Source organism: Streptomyces californicus (assembly GCF_000717645.1).
In the GTDB taxonomy this organism is placed as follows: Bacteria; Actinomycetota; Actinomycetes; order Streptomycetales; family Streptomycetaceae; genus Streptomyces; species Streptomyces californicus.
The window spans coordinates 443,777-460,618 of record NZ_JNZZ01000001.1 but is presented as its reverse complement, the minus strand read 5'-3'; the positions used below and the strand labels follow the sequence as shown (position 1 = coordinate 460,618).

The 16,842-nt window shown below is 73.2% G+C and carries 13 protein-coding genes; 4 read left to right on the top strand and 9 right to left on the bottom strand.

Annotation, left to right across the window (positions count from 1 at the left end):
* Positions 1 to 2 precede the first annotated feature (2 nt).
* From IF19_RS0101905 to gmd, 4 genes are all read right to left on the bottom strand, one after another.
* Complete coding sequence (locus tag IF19_RS0101905) at positions 3 to 842, bottom strand: glycosyltransferase family 2 protein (protein WP_030114757.1); 840 nt, start codon at positions 840 to 842, stop codon at positions 3 to 5.
* Entirely contained in the window at positions 839 to 1,591 is a 753-nt protein-coding gene (locus IF19_RS0101900; protein WP_030276118.1) for an Rv1352/Rv1906c domain-containing protein, read from the bottom strand. Before IF19_RS0101900 ends, IF19_RS0101905 begins: the two co-directional genes overlap by 4 nt.
* A gap of 4 nt (positions 1,592 to 1,595) precedes the next feature.
* Entirely contained in the window at positions 1,596 to 3,854 is a 2,259-nt protein-coding gene (locus tag IF19_RS0101895; protein WP_030114758.1) for a LamG domain-containing protein, read from the bottom strand.
* 358 nt (positions 3,855 to 4,212) lie between these two features.
* The gene (gmd, locus tag IF19_RS0101885; protein ID WP_030114760.1) at positions 4,213 to 5,226 is read right to left on the bottom strand and encodes a GDP-mannose 4,6-dehydratase; all 1,014 of its coding nucleotides are present in this window, start codon (positions 5,224 to 5,226) and stop codon (positions 4,213 to 4,215) included.
* 115 nt (positions 5,227 to 5,341) lie between these two features.
* Between gmd and IF19_RS0101880 the strand changes: the two genes are divergently transcribed.
* Entirely contained in the window at positions 5,342 to 6,325 is a 984-nt protein-coding gene (locus tag IF19_RS0101880; RefSeq protein WP_030276120.1) for a GDP-L-fucose synthase family protein, read from the top strand.
* A 71-nt stretch (positions 6,326 to 6,396) separates the two neighbouring features.
* Here the strand turns inward: IF19_RS0101880 and IF19_RS0101875 are convergent, their stop codons facing one another.
* The 4 genes from IF19_RS0101875 to IF19_RS0101860 all read right to left on the bottom strand — a co-directional run bounded on the left by IF19_RS0101875 (position 6,397) and on the right by IF19_RS0101860 (position 12,999).
* Positions 6,397 to 7,941, bottom strand: a complete 1,545-nt coding sequence (locus IF19_RS0101875; RefSeq protein ID WP_170757217.1) for an exopolysaccharide biosynthesis polyprenyl glycosylphosphotransferase — start codon at positions 7,939 to 7,941, stop codon at positions 6,397 to 6,399.
* Positions 7,942 to 8,317: 376 nt separating this feature from the next.
* Complete coding sequence (locus tag IF19_RS0101870; protein WP_030114763.1) at positions 8,318 to 10,561, bottom strand: hypothetical protein; 2,244 nt, start codon at positions 10,559 to 10,561, stop codon at positions 8,318 to 8,320.
* Between the two features lie 162 nt (positions 10,562 to 10,723).
* Positions 10,724 to 11,260 carry a hypothetical protein gene (locus tag IF19_RS0101865; protein ID WP_030187205.1) on the bottom strand — a complete coding sequence of 179 codons (537 nt, stop codon included), beginning with the start codon at positions 11,258 to 11,260 and terminating at the stop codon, positions 10,724 to 10,726.
* 455 nt (positions 11,261 to 11,715) lie between these two features.
* Positions 11,716 to 12,999 (bottom strand): helix-turn-helix transcriptional regulator, encoded by a 1,284-nt coding sequence (locus IF19_RS0101860; protein ID WP_030114766.1) that lies wholly within the window; start codon positions 12,997 to 12,999, stop codon positions 11,716 to 11,718.
* 242 nt (positions 13,000 to 13,241) lie between these two features.
* Between IF19_RS0101860 and IF19_RS0101855 the strand changes: the two genes are divergently transcribed.
* Positions 13,242 to 14,165: an NADP-dependent oxidoreductase gene (locus IF19_RS0101855; protein ID WP_030114767.1), complete on the top strand. Its 924-nt coding sequence runs from the start codon at positions 13,242 to 13,244 to the stop codon at positions 14,163 to 14,165.
* Positions 14,166 to 14,205: 40 nt separating this feature from the next.
* Here IF19_RS0101855 and IF19_RS0101850 read toward each other — a convergent pair whose 3' ends face one another.
* On the bottom strand, positions 14,206 to 14,835 hold the full coding sequence (locus IF19_RS0101850; protein WP_030114768.1) for an alpha-ketoglutarate-dependent dioxygenase AlkB: 630 nt from the start codon (positions 14,833 to 14,835) through the stop codon (positions 14,206 to 14,208).
* 218 nt (positions 14,836 to 15,053) lie between these two features.
* On the opposite strand from IF19_RS0101850, the gene IF19_RS0101845 reads away from it, so the two are divergent.
* Both IF19_RS0101845 and IF19_RS0101840 read left to right on the top strand, forming a co-directional pair.
* A complete protein-coding gene (locus IF19_RS0101845; RefSeq protein ID WP_030114769.1) occupies positions 15,054 to 15,374 on the top strand; it encodes a hypothetical protein in 321 nt (106 codons plus the stop codon).
* Positions 15,375 to 15,584: 210 nt separating this feature from the next.
* Entirely contained in the window at positions 15,585 to 16,802 is a 1,218-nt protein-coding gene (locus IF19_RS0101840; protein ID WP_030114770.1) for an FAD-dependent monooxygenase, read from the top strand.
* The last annotated feature ends 40 nt before the right edge of the window (positions 16,803 to 16,842 follow it).

Here is a 16,842-nt window from a genome sequence, read left to right as displayed (position 1 = left end):
GCTCAGCGGGCGGGCTTCTCCCGCGACTTGAGGGCGATCTGCCAGCGGTAGAAGCTCATCGCCAGCGCGAAGTCGAAGCCCGCCCGGCCGTCCAGGAAGCCCCGCTTGTAGAGGTACATGTAGGCGAAGGACACCACCGGCTTGAACGGCGCCTTGTGGAACAACTGCCCCTGGCGGGACTTGACCTGGCGCACCTGCTCCTTCACCCGGGGGTGGTGCTCCAGCCACGCCTCCCAGTCCGAGTAGCGGTTGTGCCGCTCGAACCAGGCGGTCACCGGGTCGAGATCCTGGTGCTCGATGGGGTGGGTGAACGTGCCCACGCTCGCCGCGACCGGCTGGTAGTGGCCCTCCACCTCCCCGATGCCCGGCGCTTCCAGGTCCCCGACCTCCGGGTAGTGGCAGCGGGTCCGGTCGGTCAACGACCGTTTGCGGATGGTGTATCCGTGCCGCAGCCGCTTCCCGGAGAACCAGTAGCCGAGCGGGATGTCGTACGCGGCCGGCTTCGGGGCCGCCGGATCGCAAAACGCCTGCCGCAGCTCGGCCAGCAGCCCGGGGCTGAGCCGCTCGTCGCCGTCCAGGAGCAGGATCCAGTCCAGATCGGTGCGGACGTTCTCCAGGCACCACTGCTTCTTGCGCGGGTGGCCCCCGTCCCAGGTGTACGTGATCACCTCGGCCCCGCACTCCTCGGCGATCTTCACGGTGTCGTCGGTGCTGTGGGAGTCCACCACGACGACCGCCTCGAAATGGCCGAGCACCGACTTCACCGCCTCCGCGATGTTCAGCCCCTCGTTCTTCGTGGGGATCGCGACGGCTATGGGCAGTTTCGGCGTACCTGCGGTCATCCCCGGTCTCCTTCGGGCAGCCAGGCGTAGCAGCCTGTGGAGGTGAACGTGCGGGCGGACTTCGGGATCGTGATCGTCCGGGACTTCCCGGTGGTGGAGGTGTCGGCCGACACCTGCTTGCCCCCGGCCCCGGTGATCTCCCAGGAGCAGTTCTGGGTGGGGGAGACGGAGCGGTAGTCGCCCGGGCGGAGCGCCTTCCCGGTGTGCGTGCCGTCCGGGTAGGCGTACGCCGCCTCGTCCACCAGGTCCTGGTGCTGGGGGCAGAGCCCGGTGACCGCGGCGGCCGCGTCCGGGATCTCCTCGGTGGCGACGGCGCCGACCGCGGTGTCGCGGTCGGCCTTGACCAGGTAGCGGAGCCTGTCGCAGGTCTCCTGGCCGGTCTGGAGCACGGCGGCCGGGTCCATGCCCTCGGGCACCCGGTCCTCCAGGTACTTCTTCTGCTGTTTCGTGAAGGTCCCGGTGGCCGGGGTGATCGCGTCGGACGGGGTCTTCGGCCCTTCGGCGCTGGCGATCGGCCCCTGGGCCCCCGGCTTCGCGCCGTCACCGCCGTCGCCTTCGGTGGCGTCGGCGGCGGGCGGGGTGGATGCGGTCGGTGCGCCGGCGGTGGAGCCCGGGACGGCGGGCCCGGAGGCCGCGGGGCGCTGGGCGCCCGCGGCCTCCGGGTCGTTCCCGTCCGCGGACGAGCCGCAGGCGGCCAGCGCCGCCGCCGTCAGGACGACGGCGGCGCAGGCCAGGAACGGATTCCTCATGAGATCAGCCGTTCCTCAGTGCGTAGTGCGCGCTGACCTGGGAAGAGCTCAGCGTGGTCGGGTAGACGGCGGTCTCGTCGATCTGGCCCTCGAAGAAGTTGCTGGTCGGACGGTTCGGCCAGCCGGAGAGGTTGTCCCCGCCGACCCGCCAGTAGCCGGGGTAGTTCTCGTTGCCGGAGACCAGGATGTTCGACGCCCGCGCCTGTCCGTCGACGTACAGCGTCATGCCCTGGCCGAGCGGGCCCTGGGTGGCGACGACGTGGTGCCACTTGCCGTCGTTGTAGGCGCCCGAGGTGGTGACGGTGCGCGACCCACCGCTCTGGACGCCGAAGACGAGCCGGCCGTCGTCGCGCATGTAGACGTGCTTGTCGTAGCGGGTGCTGTTCTGCTGGGTGAGGTTGGAGAAGCCGATGATCTTCCCGCCCCGGTCGCTCGTCGTCTTGATCCAGGTCTCCAGCGAGAACCGGGACGGCGCGGCGTGCAGCCGGTTGCTGTACGCGTACTCGCTGGAGCCGTTGAAGCCGATCGCCGTGGACGGTCCGGCGATCGCCGCCGGGGTCTGCCGGTAGGCGGGGCCGTTGCGCAGGAAGCCGTTGTTCAGGTTGCCGCTGCTGTCGTGCGCGAACGTGGACGCGCCCTCGTCGTAGCGCCAGTACAGGCTCGCCCCGTCGGCCTTGACCCGGGCCGGGTACGCCTCCGTCGATCCGGCCACGGTGGCGGACTGGGCCGGGGACTTCGCGCTGGTGTTGACGCCGTCGCTCGCGGTGATCCGGTACGAGTGGGTCTCGCCCGGCGCGACGTCGGTGTCCGTCCAGGTCAGCTGGGGCCGGTCCCAGAAGACCGAGTAGCCGGTCGTCGTGTGGACCGGGGTGTTGGAGCCGTCCTTGTAGATCCGGTAGGTCAGCTCACCGTCGTCGGTGTCGAAGCTGGTCTGCCAGTTGACCTCGATCCGCCCCGGAGTCAGCGTGGACAGGCTGACGTTGGGCACCCAGGGGGCGCCCGTGTCGGGACCGTCCGCGAACCGGGTCAGTCCCTGCTGCGGCTTGCCGTTGACGGTGGTGAACTCGCCGCCCACCCACAGGTAGTCGCGGCCGCCACCGCTCGCCCCGGTCATCACGCGCGGGCCGACCGGCTCACCGATGCCGTCGTTGGTGTCCGGGAACCAGGGCAGCAGCTTGGGGTCGTTCACCGACTGGGCCAGCAGGTGCTTGCGCGGCTGGTCGGGGAAGGCCCCCATGCTGACGCAGTCGTGGGCGTGGCTGCCGCTGTACAGCACCCCGGAGTGGACCGCGACGGCCTGGGTCGCGCCGAGGCAGGTGTCCCGCCAGCGCTGCTCGAAGTCGCTCAGGTTCAGCGCGATGCGTCCGTCGAACACCCCGCCGCCGGTGCCCTCGTTGCCGGTGTAGAAGCCGGTCGCGTCCGTGGTGATGTCCTGGACGGTGGAGTTGTTGTGGATGAACCCCGGGTAGGACTTGGTGAGTTGACCGGTGGTGGCGTTGACGACGGCCAGAGCGTGGGTGTTCGTGCCGTTGATCCGGAAGAAGTCCCCGCCGAGCAGCACGTTCTGCCCGTCCGGAGTCACCTCGACGGCCCGTGCGACCTCGTCGGCGTTGGCCGTGAAGGGCAGCAGCGAGGCTCCGGTCGTGACGGCGGCGAAGTGGCTTCTGGTCTGCCCGCCGACCGTGGTGAAGTCGCCCGCCAGATAGACCGTGTCGTCGGTGACGGCGAGCCCCCGGACGGTCGCGGAGACCCCGATCTTGAAGGAGTTGCGGACGGTGCAGGTATCGGTGTCGATCGCCGCGATGTTGCTCACGCCGATGCCGTTGACGGCTCCGAACTGGCCGCCCGCGTAGAGGGTTTCACCGTCCGGGGAGAGCGCCAGAGCGCGAACGGTGGCGGTCCCCGAGGAGATCGTGAAGGAGAGCGAGCATCCGGTGGGCGCTCCGGTCGTCGCGTCGAAAGCGGCGAAGTTCAGCGCCGGTTGTTCGTCGGTGCCCGCCGCAGCGGTGGGGGGCCGCAGGGTGGAGAAGGTGCCGCCCGCGTAGACGACGCCGTCGCCGGACGCCATCGACCAGACGATGCCGTTGGTCTGCCAGGTGGTGAGGTCGTCCGCGGTGATGGCGACCGGTGGTGTCAGCGCCGCCGCCGGGGAGCCCCCGGCGGCGGTCGCGGTCAGGGCTCCGGCCAGCAGGCCGAGAGCGAGGGAGGCGGCCCGTACACGGCCGCGTCCTCCGCTTCTCCGCCCCGTACTTCCGTTCATCATTCAGCTCCGAAGGTGAGATTCGAGCTGCGGCCGAGAGGCCGCGGATGGTGCCCCGTCCGGCCGGCGCGGGAGGCGGTGTGCCCCCGTGCGGGCCGGAGCGAGTGGGTGGACGGGGCCGGAGCCCCGCCCGCGGCCGGCGCGGAGAGCCCCACCGAGCGGTCGGTGGAGTCGGCGGTCGCGCCGGTGATCGTCCCGGGCTCGGGCGCGGGAGGCGCCGGCCGGGAGCCATGGGTGGCCGCTGACCCGTCCGGGGCGGCGGCCACACGTTCCTGCGGATGCGGTACGGGCGACGGGGCCCGGTTGCGGAGCCCGGTGGACCGGCCGCCCCGGGCGCCGGGCCCGCGACGGCCGGGCCCGGTCACCTGTCGACCCGGACGGCGGCCCCGGAGAGCTGGTCCTCCAGCCGGCGGATGTCGGCGTCGACCATGATCCGGGCCAGCTCGCGCGACTTCACCGCGGGCTTCCAGCCCAGCAGCTCCTCGGCCTTGGACGCGTCACCGATCAACGCGTCGACCTCGCTGGGGCGTTCGTACTTCGGGTCGTACCGCACGTGCTCGGCCCAGTCCAGTCCGGCGTGCTCGAAGGCGAACTCCAGGAACTGCCGGACGCTGACGCCCTCCCCGGTGGCGACCACGTAGTCGTCGGGGGTGTCGCACTGGAGCATCCGCCACATGGCGTCCACGTACTCCGGCGCGTACCCCCAGTCGCGGACCGCGTCCAGATTGCCCAGGTGCAACCGGTCCTGGAGCCCCGCCCTGATCCGGGCGACGGCCCGGGTGATCTTCCGGGTCACGAAGGTCTCACCCCGGCGCGGCGACTCGTGGTTGAAGAGGATGCCGTTCACCGCGAACATGTCGTACGCCTCACGGTAGTTGACCGTGGCCCAGTAGGAGTAGACCTTCGCCACGCTGTACGGGCTGCGCGGGTGGAACGGCGTCTTCTCGTTCTGCGGGGGCGGGCTGGCGCCGAACATCTCGGAGGACGACGCCTGGTAGATCCGGGTCTGGATGCCGCTGGCTCGCACCGCCTCCAGGAGCCGCACGGTGCCGAGCCCCGTGACGTCACCGGTGTACAGCGGGGCGTCGAACGACACCCGCACATGCGACTGCGCACCGAGGTTGTAGACCTCGTCGGGCTGGATGTCCCGCAGCAGGTTCACCAGCGCCACCCCGTCGGACAGGTCGGCGTGGTGCAGGACGAAGGAGCGCTCCGGCTCCTCGGGGCCCTGGTAGATGTGGTCGATCCGCTCGGTGTTGAAGCTCGAGGAACGGCGTATGAGCCCGTGCACCGTGTAGCCCTTGTCGAGCAGCAACTCCGCCAGATACGAACCGTCCTGGCCGGTCACCCCGGTGATGAGCGCGGTCTTCGCCACGATTCCCCCTTCTCTGCTGATCGCCTCGGCGGCGATGTTTCACCGATATTCCGGAAATGGAGCGTTCTGCGGCGAAGTGTCGCCGCGGTCCCTTTCTGCTGGCACAATCCGAGCCATGACGACCGAACTCCCCGTCCTGCCCCAGGAATCCGCCCGCCCCCTACTGCGGCCCGGCTCCCGCGTGTTCGTCGCCGGCCACCGCGGTCTGGTCGGCTCGGCGGTGGCCCGCCGCCTCGCCGACGACGGCCACGAGGTGGTCACCCGCGGCCGCGACCTCCTCGATCTGCGCGACGCCGCGCGGACCGGGGCGTATCTCAAGGAAGTCCGTCCGGACGTCGTGGTGCTGGCCGCCGCCAAGGTGGGCGGGATCATGGCCAACAGCACGTATCCGGTGCAGTTCCTGGAGGACAACCTGCGCATCCAGCTCAGCGTGATCGCCGGTGCGCACGCGGCGGGGACCGAGCGGCTGCTCTTCCTCGGCTCGTCGTGCATCTACCCCCGGCTCGCGCCCCAGCCGATCCGTGAGGACGCCCTGCTCACCGGGGAGCTGGAGCCCACCAACGAGGCGTACGCCCTGGCCAAGATCGCCGGGATCGTCCAGGTCCAGTCCTACCGAAGGCAGTACGGCGCCTCCTACATCAGCGCCATGCCCACCAATCTCTACGGGCCCGGGGACAACTTCGACCTGGAGACCTCGCACGTGCTGCCCGCCCTGATCCGCCGCTTCCACGAGGCCCGCCGGGACGGAGCGCCCGCGGTGACCCTGTGGGGCTCGGGCTCGCCGCGCCGCGAATTCCTGCACGTGGACGACCTCGCCGCCGCGTGCGTACGTCTGCTGGAGGCGTACGACGGGGACGAGCCCGTCAACATCGGCTGCGGCGAGGACCTCACCATCCGCGAACTCGCCGAGACCATACGGGAAGTGACGGGATACCAAGGGAGGATCGAGTGGGACGCCTCCAAGCCCGACGGGACGCCCCGCAAGCTGCTCGACACCACCCGCCTCACCTCCCTCGGCTTCACGCCGGAGATCCCGCTGCGCGACGGCATCGCCCGTACCTACGCCTGGTGGCTGGACCGGCTCCCGACGCGGAAGTGACCTTTCGCCGCCGCGAGGCACCTCGCGGCGGCACATCCGTGGCGCTCCTCGCATCCGCACCCCCGCCGCTCTCAGTAGGCCCCGCGACCGTCGGCGACGGCGCGCACGGTGCGGGCGAGGAGTCCCAGGTCGGCGGCGACCGACCAGTTGTCGACGTACCACAGGTCCAGCGACACGGTCTCCTGCCACGACAGGTCGGAACGGCCGCTCACCTGCCACAGGCCCGTGAGACCCGGCTTGACGGCGAGCCGGCGGTGCTCCCGCTCGTCGTAGCGCGACGCCTCCTCGGGCAGCGGAGGACGCGGCCCCACCAGCGACATATGACCCAGCAACACGTTGACGAGCTGCGGGAGTTCGTCGATCGACGTCCGCCGCAGCATCCGCCCGACCGGCGTCACCCGGGGGTCGCGGCGCATCTTGAACAGCGGGCCGTCGACCTCGTTGGCCGCGACGAGCCGCGCCTTGAGCTGTTCCGCGTCCGCCACCATCGTGCGGAACTTCCACATGGTGAACGGCCGGTTGTGCCGCCCCTGCCGGACCTGCCGGTGGAAGACCGGCCCCCGCGAGGACAGCCGCACGCTGAGCGCCACCGCCAGAAGCAGCGGCGCCAGCGCCAGCAGCCCGAACAGGGCCCCCGCGCGGTCCAGCGCGCCCTTCGCCGCCGCCTGCGGCCCCCGGCGCAGCGGCGGTGCGATGTGCAACAGGGTCAGCCCCGCCGCGGTGACGGGACGCACCCGCTCGGCCGCCACGCCGGACAGCTCCGAGACCACCGACAGGGCGACGCCCCCGTCGTGCAGCCCCCACCCCAGCCGGCGCAGCCGGTCTCCGGTCATCTGTGGCCCCGGGGCCACCAGCACCAGGTCCGCGGCATGGGCGTAGACCCCGCCGAGCACCGTGGTCACGTCGTCGTCGGCCGGGCAGGACCCCAGCCGCCCGGGTATCTGCACCCCGGCCAGCTCCAACGGGCCGGGGCCCACCGGTATGGCCGCGACGAGCCGGTAGTCGTGGTCCGTCCGGGAGGTGAGCAGCTCTGCGGCCCGCTCCGCACCGGACGCCTCACCCACCAGCAGCACCCTGCGGACCCGGCTCGGGGCGCGCGGCCGGGTGCGCACCCCCGTCGCCACGGCGGTGACGAGGAGACCCGGCGCGACGGCCACGACGGCCGTGGCCGGATCGACCGGGCTGCCCGCCGCCGTGTGCAGCAGGGCCAGCAGGCCGAGCAGGACGAGCCAGTCCCCGACCGCTCCGGCCGCGCCACCCTGCCGGGCTCCCGGCCCTGCCGCGTACCGCCCCCGGGCCGCGCGCAGCCCGGCCCACAGCAGCCCCGCCACCGCCGCGGCGGCCAGTGGGCGCGGTTGGTCGCCCGCGCGCAGCAGCAGCCCGGCCGGAGCGGCCAGCCCCAGCATGTCGGTCAGCGGGACGAGCGCCGCTCCGGGCGCGAACCCGCGCCGGAACGGAGCGCGGAGCGTCCCGTCGCGCCGGGCCGTCGGGGCCCGGAACTGCCGCTCCAGCGCGGCCGTTGTACGGTTCCGGGAGGCGGCGTCCCGGGGGCGCGGCGCGCCCCGGAGCCCCACCGGCCCGGACAGGTCGGTATCGGGTATTTCGACATGCCCCATGAACCCCCCAGTCACAGTCGCACCCCCACAAACAGGACGCATCCGCCGATCCCGTGGACTGACGGATGCGCCCTCGCTCGGTGCACGATATCCACACACGTGCCATTTCGCTGGAGTTCCCGTGAAGTTCAGACGGCTCGAACCAGACTTCTCCGATCGGCCGGAACCGTCCGATGTCGCCGCGTGAGCATGGTTGCTGACGGTTCGTCGGTTCGGCAAGCGCTTGTGCCCGCCGACGTCCGCGGGCGATCGGCGGAGGCTCCGGCTCCGCCGAGTCCCGGCGTGAACGTACGAACCCCCTGGCGGGAGGTGTGCCCGGCCAGGGGGTTCGTCCGTGCGCGCCGATGGTGGAGGGCGCGCGCGGGACGCCGTGACGTCAGAGTGCGCCCTCCGCGCGCCTCCTGGCGCGCCGGTGAACCAGGATGCCGCCGCCAACGAGGGCGAGTGCTGCGAGAGTTGCCGACATCACAGTGGTTCCGGTGGCGGCCAGGCTGCCGCCGCCGGACGTGGCGGCGGTCCCCGAGCCGTCCCCGGTCGCGCCGCCGACCGTGGCCCCGGCGCCGCCCGTCGTGCCGGTGGGGCCGGAGTCTGCGGAGCCCCCGGTGGAGGATCCGCCGGCCGACTCCGTGCCGCCCTCGGAGCCCGATGTGCCGCCGGTCGCCGACGTGCTGTCACCACCTTTGCTGTTACCGCCCGTTGACGGCTCTCCGGTGCCGCCGTCCGTCTCTCCGCCGCCGGTCGCCGCGGTGACGGTGAGGGTCGCCGCGGCGGTGCGGGTGGCGCCGACGTCGTTGCGGAACTCGGCGCGGTAGCGGTGGCCGTCCTGCGCGGCCCGCGCGGTGAACGCCAGGGCCGTCCCCGTGGCGCCCTCGACGTCCTTCCACGTCTGCCCGCCGTCGGCGCTGACCTGCCAGCGGACCGCGGGCTCCGGGACGGCCTCCGCCTGTGCCGTGAGGGTGACCTCCTCGCCGTCCTCCGCGGTGAGGTCGGCCGGCCCGCGGGTCACCAGGGGCGACACCTGGCGGACCAGCTTGGTGACCTTGCCCTCGGCGGGGCTGGCCACGAAGACGGTCGCGCCGCCCGGTTCGACGGCGAGCGAGGCGGCCCCCGCCTGGGAGTGGTTGCCGGGCAGCGACAGCTCCCGCGCGGCCACGGAGAAGTCCGTGGTGTCGTACACGGTCAGCGTGCCGTTGTTGTCATTGGCGGGGTCGGAGAGGTCCCCACCGTCCTGCCGGACGACGAAGGCCCGCCCGGTCGCCCGGTCGAAGGCGGCCGCGCGCGCCAGATCCCCGCCCACGAGCGTCTTGACCAGCTTGCCCGCCGCGTCGAAGACCAGCACGGACCGGTCCACCCCGACCCACACCGCGCCGGTGGCCGGGTCGGCCTCGACGAATCCGGCCAGGCCCGGCCCGCCCGGCAGGTCGAAGGTCCCGGTGACCGCGAACGCGGCGAGGTCCACCCGGTGCAGCTTCCCGGCCGTGAAGTCGCCGTACCAGACCACGCCCCGCCCGGCATCGACGGCGAACCGGGTGCCGCCCGGCAGGGTGAGGGTCCGGGTCGCGACGCCGGTGGCGCGCTCGACCTCGGAGAGCTTCGCGCCCTGGGCGACCAGCACCGTCTCCGGTGCCGTACCGGGCGCGATGTCGGTGATGGTGGACCCGGGGAGCCAGACGCCCGCCGCCTCCTTGTCGCCGGCCTTGGCGCTGCCGACGCCTCGCAGCGGGTAGGTGTAGACGACGCCGTCGCCCGGCAGCGGGCCCGCGATGCGGGCGGCGGCGGAGGCCCGCAGCGCGCCGGTGGAGCCGGGGGCCTGGCTGATCCAACTCTCCGATGTGCCGTCCTGCGGGTTCAGTACGTGGAGGCCGCGCTCGTCGACGTCGGCCGTGTCGGGCAGGTTGTCCGCGCCGACGTACAGCTTCTTGGAGTCGGGGTGCAGCAGCAGGTCGAGCGGCTTGCCGGCCGAGGTGAAGTCGGCGGCGGCCTTGTACGCGACGGTTCCGGCGGGTACGTCGACGCCCTCGCCGCCCGGTTCGCCGGGCTGTCGGGCCGCGAAGGCGACGGGGATGCGGACGTCCTGCGTACGGTCGCCGGCGGCACGGTGGTCGGCCCGGGTCACCAGGGCGCAGGCGACTTCCGCGCAGTCGAGGCCGTCGCCCTTCGCGGTGATGTCGAGCTCCACGTCGAAGCTTCCGCCGGGCCCGAAGGCGAGCGCGAGATCCCCCTCGTACGGGTCGCCCGGGGGCACGATCCACTGCGAGGTCTTCGATCCGCCGGTCATGTCCGCGCCGCCGAGGCAGGGGGAGGGCGTCCGGTTGTCGCCGTTGTCCTTGCACAGGGCGACGTAGATGCCGGACGTGAGGCCGTACCCCTCGCCGGTCATCCGGACCTTCTGGCCGGCCGGGTCGAGTGCGGTGGTGACCGAGGCGGTCAGCTTCTGGCCCTTGGGGCCGGTGGCGGTCTTCGGGCCGCCCGCGTCGGCGCCGGCCGCGAGGCCCGCCGGGACCCCGGCGAGGAGCAGGGCGGCGACGACGGCGCTGCCCGCCGTCCGGCGTCCGGGCCTGCGGCGGCCGGGCGGGGCGCCGGGGGCGGTGCCGGGGGCGGTGTCCGGAGTGGGTGTCATGGCTTTCCTCGTCGCGACGCGTCGGAGCCCGGCCCCGGCACGAGCTGCCGGGACCGGGCGCAGGGGTGGAACCGTCCAGCGGACCGACCGCCACAGGGCACGGTCGAGTGGTCGAGCGCTGGCGAGTTGGGGAGTTGAAGTGGTCCGGTGGGACCGCGGCCGCTACACGAAGTCGATCGGGGTGTGGACGTCGTACTTGCGGTCGTTGGTGTCGGTGTGGTCGGCACGGGTCACGACGGCGCACTCCACGGTCTCGCCGCAGACGTTGCCGCCGCCGAGGTCGGCCTTGACGTGTATCCGGACGCTGAAGGTGCCGCCCGCGCCGTACGGCGAGGTGTTGGGGAGGCCGCCGCCGAGGCCGGACACCCAGTGCGAGGCGCCGGTGGTGCCGGACTCGTCCTGCCCGCCGAGACACGGCGAGGGCTTGTTGGCGCCCTGGGCCCCGTTCACCACGCACAGGCTCACGTAGACGCCCTGGCCGGTGTTGTAACCGCTGCCGGAGACCGTGATGTTGGCGCCGGAGGCGGCCGCCGTGTCGGGGGCCGTCAGCGACAGGTTGTAGGTGGTACCGCCCTCGGAGACGGTACGGGTGCCGGTCGCGGCGGCGGCGGGGGAGGCGAGGCCCACCGCCAGCGCGGCGGCGGCGAACGCGGCGAGACCCGCGCGGGCGATGGTACGGGTGGAGGGGGCAGCACTCATGAGATGAGCACCTTTCTCGGCATCGGTGACCAGAACCATGAACACCCAGTCGACTTAGGTAAGGCACACCTAAGTCGAACTCTGTTGGGTTGTCAACAAAGTGGCGCGTGACCACAGCCGGCCTCGGATTCCACGGACGTCATGGGTGCGGTCGGGTGCGGCACCGCTCCGGCGACGGTGAACATGCGGCGGGCGGCCGTCAGTTCGCGCGGGCGCCACCGGGCCGTGGCGACACGCTTCGGCGAGAGGGGCCACCCCTTCCCCGGCAGCGTCACCGGGATCCGGCCCCGGCTTCCGGCCGTGAACCGGGCCCGCCCCGCAACCCGGCGCGCGGTGATGTCGGTCGGCATGCCCTCTCGCCCCGGGCCGTGCCGCTCGCCGCCGCCACTCCGTGTGAACGCGATGCCCCCTGTCTGCCGCGGCCGTTCGTCCCTACCGGTGTGGTGCGAAGGGCGTCACGGCTGACGGGGCGGGGTGAGACCGGCGTCCCGGGCGAGGGCTGCGGCCTGCCCGCGGGAGGAGACGTCCAGCTTCTTCAGGATGTTGCGCACGTGGAATTTCACGGTGGTCTCACCGATGTGCAGTTCCTCGGCGACGGCACGGTTGCTCAGTCCCCGGGCGAGGCCGGTGAGGACGTCGAGTTCGCGGGGGGCGAGGCCGTCGAGCGGGCTCGGTGCGGCGGCTTCCGCCGGGTCCAGGGGAAAGGTGGCGGTGACGGTGGTCCCCCACTCCGGTTCGGTGTCGCGGGCCGCCTCACCGCCCGCGGCGGCGGCGATTCGGTGGAGTCGCCGGGCGGCGGTGCCGGTGTCGGCGCGGGTGTTCGTACCGTCGTCGCGGACGGTGACGGTGAGGGCGTTGTCGCCGAGTCCCCATCCGATGTGGACGCGTCGCACCGTGTCCTGTGCGAACGCGTCGAGCACGGCGGTGAGGGTGACGGACCGGGCGGCGTACACGGTCTCCGAGGGAATGGACCGGTCCGTCTCGGGCGGGCGGAGGCTGAGCCGGACGTCGCTGTAGCGCCTGATCGGACCGAGTTCGGCGGTGAGGTCCTCGAAGACCCTGCGCGCATCGCTGTCGGCCGGGTCCTCCCGCGCGGCACGGCGCAGATCGATGAGCGCGGAGGCGGCGAGGTCGGCGGCCGTCTGCCGGGCCGCCACGTCGCTGAGGGACCGGGAGCGCAGAGTGGCGAGCAGGGCGGTGAGGGTGACGGAGTGGGAACCGGTGAGCTCCGCGGTGACGCGCCGGCGCTCGCCGGAGGCCGCGCGGGAGCGGGCGAGCTGTGCGGGTTCGGGATCCAGGGCCCGGTGGAGCAGGTGCGCGGTGATGAGGTCCCAGATGCTCTGGAGCAGTTCCGCCGCGGCCGAGGGCAGCGGGTCCGCGGGGGTTCCGATGAGCACCAGCAGCGACCCGTCGCCGTCGGGGGCCGCTGCGGCCACGGCGGTGACGGTGCGGTCGGCCCCGCCCAGGTGCGCGGTGCCACGCCAGGGAGCACCGACCGGGACCTGCGGGGCCAGGCTGTCCAGATCAGCGCCGGTGACGGCCTCGGCGGTGTCGTCGCCTCCGTGGGCCTTCAGCGGGGAGTGGCCGCAGAAGCCGGTGAGCTGAACGGCGGCGGTGTGCGGCACGAGCGGGGCCACCAGCGCGGACAGGCGGCGCAGCACGTCGCCGAGAGGCGCCCGTTGGACGTCCGCGAGCGCGGACGTGACCGAGGCGGGACTCGACCAGTCGATGGTGCTCATGGCGTCAGGCTAGAACAGCGCCACGACGGCCGCCCCCTTCGCGAGAAGGGGGCGAACCGCCCGTTCGGAGGGGCCGGACGTAGGCGTCCCGGCGGGAGGCTGGGGAGCGTAGGACGCGTCGGCTCCGCACCCCGATTGAGCGGGCCATGCCCCGATCGGCGCGTTCCGCCCGCCACGTCCGCACCGGCCGTGGCCCCTTCGCCCCTCGCCGACCGTCGGCGCACCACAGAAAGCACCTGATCATGCACACCGATGCCATCGCCTTCGCCGCCTACGGGGCCCCGGACGTCCTGGAGCCCGCCGCCACCGACGTACCCGACCCCGGCCCCGGGCAGGTCCGTATCCGCGTCCACGCCACCACGGTCAACCCCCTCGACCTCAAGCTCCGCAGCGGAGCGATGGCCGCCTTCATGCCCCTGGACCTGCCCCACGTCCCCGGCCTGGAACTCGCCGGCACCGTCGAAGCCACCGGCCCCGGCGTGCGCGGTCTCGCACCCGGCGCGGCGGTCTTCGGGGCCGCCTCCCACACCTACGCCGGTCTCGCCCTGGCCGACGCCCGCCGGCTCGCCCCCATCCCGCAGGGCATGGACCGGCACCACGCCGCAGCCCTGCCCGTCGCAGCCGAGGCGGCCTGGCGGGCGCTGGAGGAACTCGACCTCGGCGCGGGCCAGATGCTGCTCGTCCACGGAGCGGCGGGCGGCGTGGGCACTCTCGCCGTCCAGTTCGCCCTCGCCCGCGGCGCCCGCGTCATCGGCACCGCCTCCGCCGCCGGCCTCACCCACCTCACCGGTCTCGGCGCGGCAGGCACCATCTACGGCGCCGGCCTGGCCGAGCGGGTACGCGCCCTCGCGCCCGGCGGAGTGGACAAGGCCCTGGACACCTCCGGAGCCGACGTCCTGCGCGACTCCGTCGACCTCACCGGCAGCCCCGACCACGTCCTCACCCTCGCCGACCCCGTGGCAGCCCGAGCCCATGGCGTGCGTTTCTCGTCCGGGGGCGGAACCGACGACCGCACCGCCGAGGCCCTCGCGGCCGTCGGCGCACTGCACGAGAACGCGACGCTGACCCGGCGCATCCACGGCGTGCTGCCCCTGTCGCAGGCAGCCCGGGCCCACCGCATCGCCGAAGCCGGCCACCTGGACGGAAAGATCATCCTGACGCCCTGATCGTGGCCGGCCCCGCGGAACGCGATCTTCCCCCGCGCCGTCAGCGCACCCCGTCCGGCCGGAACTGCACGCTGACGCGGGCCCCGGTCACCCGTGCGGACTTCGGGACCGCGTGCTCCCAGGTGCGCTGGCAGCTGCCGCCCATGACGATCAGGTCGCCGTGGCCGAGCCGCCTGCGGACGGGGGCGGGGCCGGGCGCGCGCGGCCGGAGCGCCAGGTGCCGAGGGGCTCCCAGGGAGAGGATCGCGACCATGGTGTTCTCGGTGCCGCCCCGGCCGACGGTGTCCCCGTGCCAGGCCACTCCGTCGCGCCCGTCCCGGTAGAGGCAGAGTCCGGCCGTGGTGAACGGTTCGCCCAGCTCGCCCGCGTAGTGCCTGCTCAGCTCGGTGCGGGCGGCCTCCAGCGCGGCGTGCGGCAGGGGGTCGCGCCGGCCGAAGAAGGCCAGGAGCCGGGGGACCGCCACGACGCGCTCGTACATGACGCGCTGCTCGGCCCGCCAGCCGACGTCGCGCACCAGCGACGCGAACAAGGTGTCCGCGCCCCGGAGCCACTGCGGCAGTACGTCGATCCAGGCCCCGTGCCCGAGATCGGTGCGCTGGATGCCGCGCAAGGGGCGGGTGGAGACCTCGTCCTCCTGGTCGAAAAGTGAGCTTTGCAGGTGTACGGCCATGGGGGGAGCGTAACTCTATTCGAGCAAGTGTGCGAATAGGTGTGATGTGGGGCGCCGAGGCGGCCGGTCGCCCACGCGTGGGCGCGGCCCGGCGTCCCACCGCTGATACGGACCTGCCACGGCTTCCGGAGTCCGGCCGCTGGGGGCCGCTAAGATCACGCGCCGGGGCCGTGCCCGACCGCGCGGCGCCCGATCGCGATGGCGGGAAGGGGGAGCGCATGCCGTTCGAGGGCGCTCCCGCGGCCGGGGGTGACGACGGCTGTCTGCGCCGGGTGATGGCGGTCCCGCTGACGCTGCTCTACGCGGCCGCGGCCCTCTGCTGCCACGCGGCGCTCATCACCCGCCCTTCCGGGAGCTGGGACACCGACGCGTACGGCGCGATCGCCCTGATGTGCTTCCTCGCCCTGGCGGCCTGCGCGCTCGGACTCCTCCTCACGCTCGCCCCGCCGACTGTCCGGCGTGCCATGGGCCGTTGGTGGCTGGCGCCGCCGCTGGTCCTGGGCGCGATCGCGGCGGCCAGGTGGATCCTGGGCGGTTGACGGACAGGCTCCCCCGTCGGCGGTCCGTGCGGCCGGGCGGGCGGAGGCCGAAGGCGAGCCCCCGATAGGATCCAGCCCGGATCCTGACCGTAGGTTTCGGGTCAACAGCCGCTGGTACGAGGTGTTTTGCGGCTGTCTGCGCTGTCGCGGCGCCGGCGTTCCGGTCGGCGGCAGCACTGCCCGGGACACCGAGTGAGTGGAGTGCCAGTCGTGCGTGGAGGCAGTATCGCCGTGGTCGGCGGCAGTATCGCGGGATGTGCGGCGGCTCTCGCCGCCTCGCGCGGCGGGGCCGAGCGGATCACCGTTCTGGAACGTGCCGATGACCGGCTCCGTGACAGAGGGGTGGGGATCGCTCTTCAGAGCGACCGGTACGACGAGCTGCGGGAGGCGGGCTACGTGGCGCCCGAGATGCCCTGGGCCCCGCTGACCCGGCGGCTGTGGAGCGTGCGCGACGGCGAGGCCGAGCACGGGCGCGTCGTCGGCGAACAGCCGTTCCCGTTCCGCGCCTACAGCTGGGGCTCCCTGTGGAGCGAACTGCGCCGCCGGGTGCCCGGGGACGTCGTCCACCGGTCCGGCGCGGTGGTCACCGGGGTGGAGCCGGACGCCGACGGCGTGACGCTGCGGCTCGCGGACGGCCACGAGGAGCGCTTCGACATCGTTATCGGCGCCGACGGCTACCGCTCCGTCGTCCGTGAGGCCATGTTCCCGGGCGCGGACGCCGCGTACGCCGGATACATCGGGTGGCGCGGGACCTCGTCGGACGTCGCGGACCTTCCGTCGGACGGTGAGGACGCGCACAACATCGTCTTCCCCGGCGGCCACTGCATGATCTACCGCATCCCGGACGGCCGCGGCGGACACCGTCTGAACTGGGTGCTCTACACCGCTCCCCCCGAGGCGGACGGCCTCCACCCCGACCTCCGTACGCCCACCTCCCTGCCGCCGGGCCGGCTCAACTCCGAACTCACCGAACGGCTTCGGGCCCTGGTCGCCGACAACTTCCCCCCGTACTGGGCCTCCCGGGTGCTCCGCACCCCCGCCGAGACCACGTTCATCCAGCCCATCTACGACCTGGAGGTGCCGCACTACACCTCCGGCCGGATGGTGCTCGTCGGAGACGCCGCCAGCGTCGCCCGGCCGCACATCGGCGGCGGCAGCGTGAAGGCGCTCCAGGACGCCACGGCACTGGAAGCCGCCTGGAAGGCCGGGAGCAGTTGGAAGGAGGTCCTCGAGCGCTACAACGCCGGGCGCGGGCCCGTGGGGGCCGCGATGGTCGCGCTCGCCCGCCGGATGGGTGACGCGCAGGTCGAGAACACCCCCGACTGGACCGCCATGGACCAGGCCGGGTTCGACGCGTGGTGGCAGCGGCAGAACAGCGGCTCCGACCGGCGCAGCGGCTTCGGCGGCCACAGCATGAAGGCCGGATAGGCGCGAGACGAACGGGGGCGGGACGAGAAGGCCCGCCCCC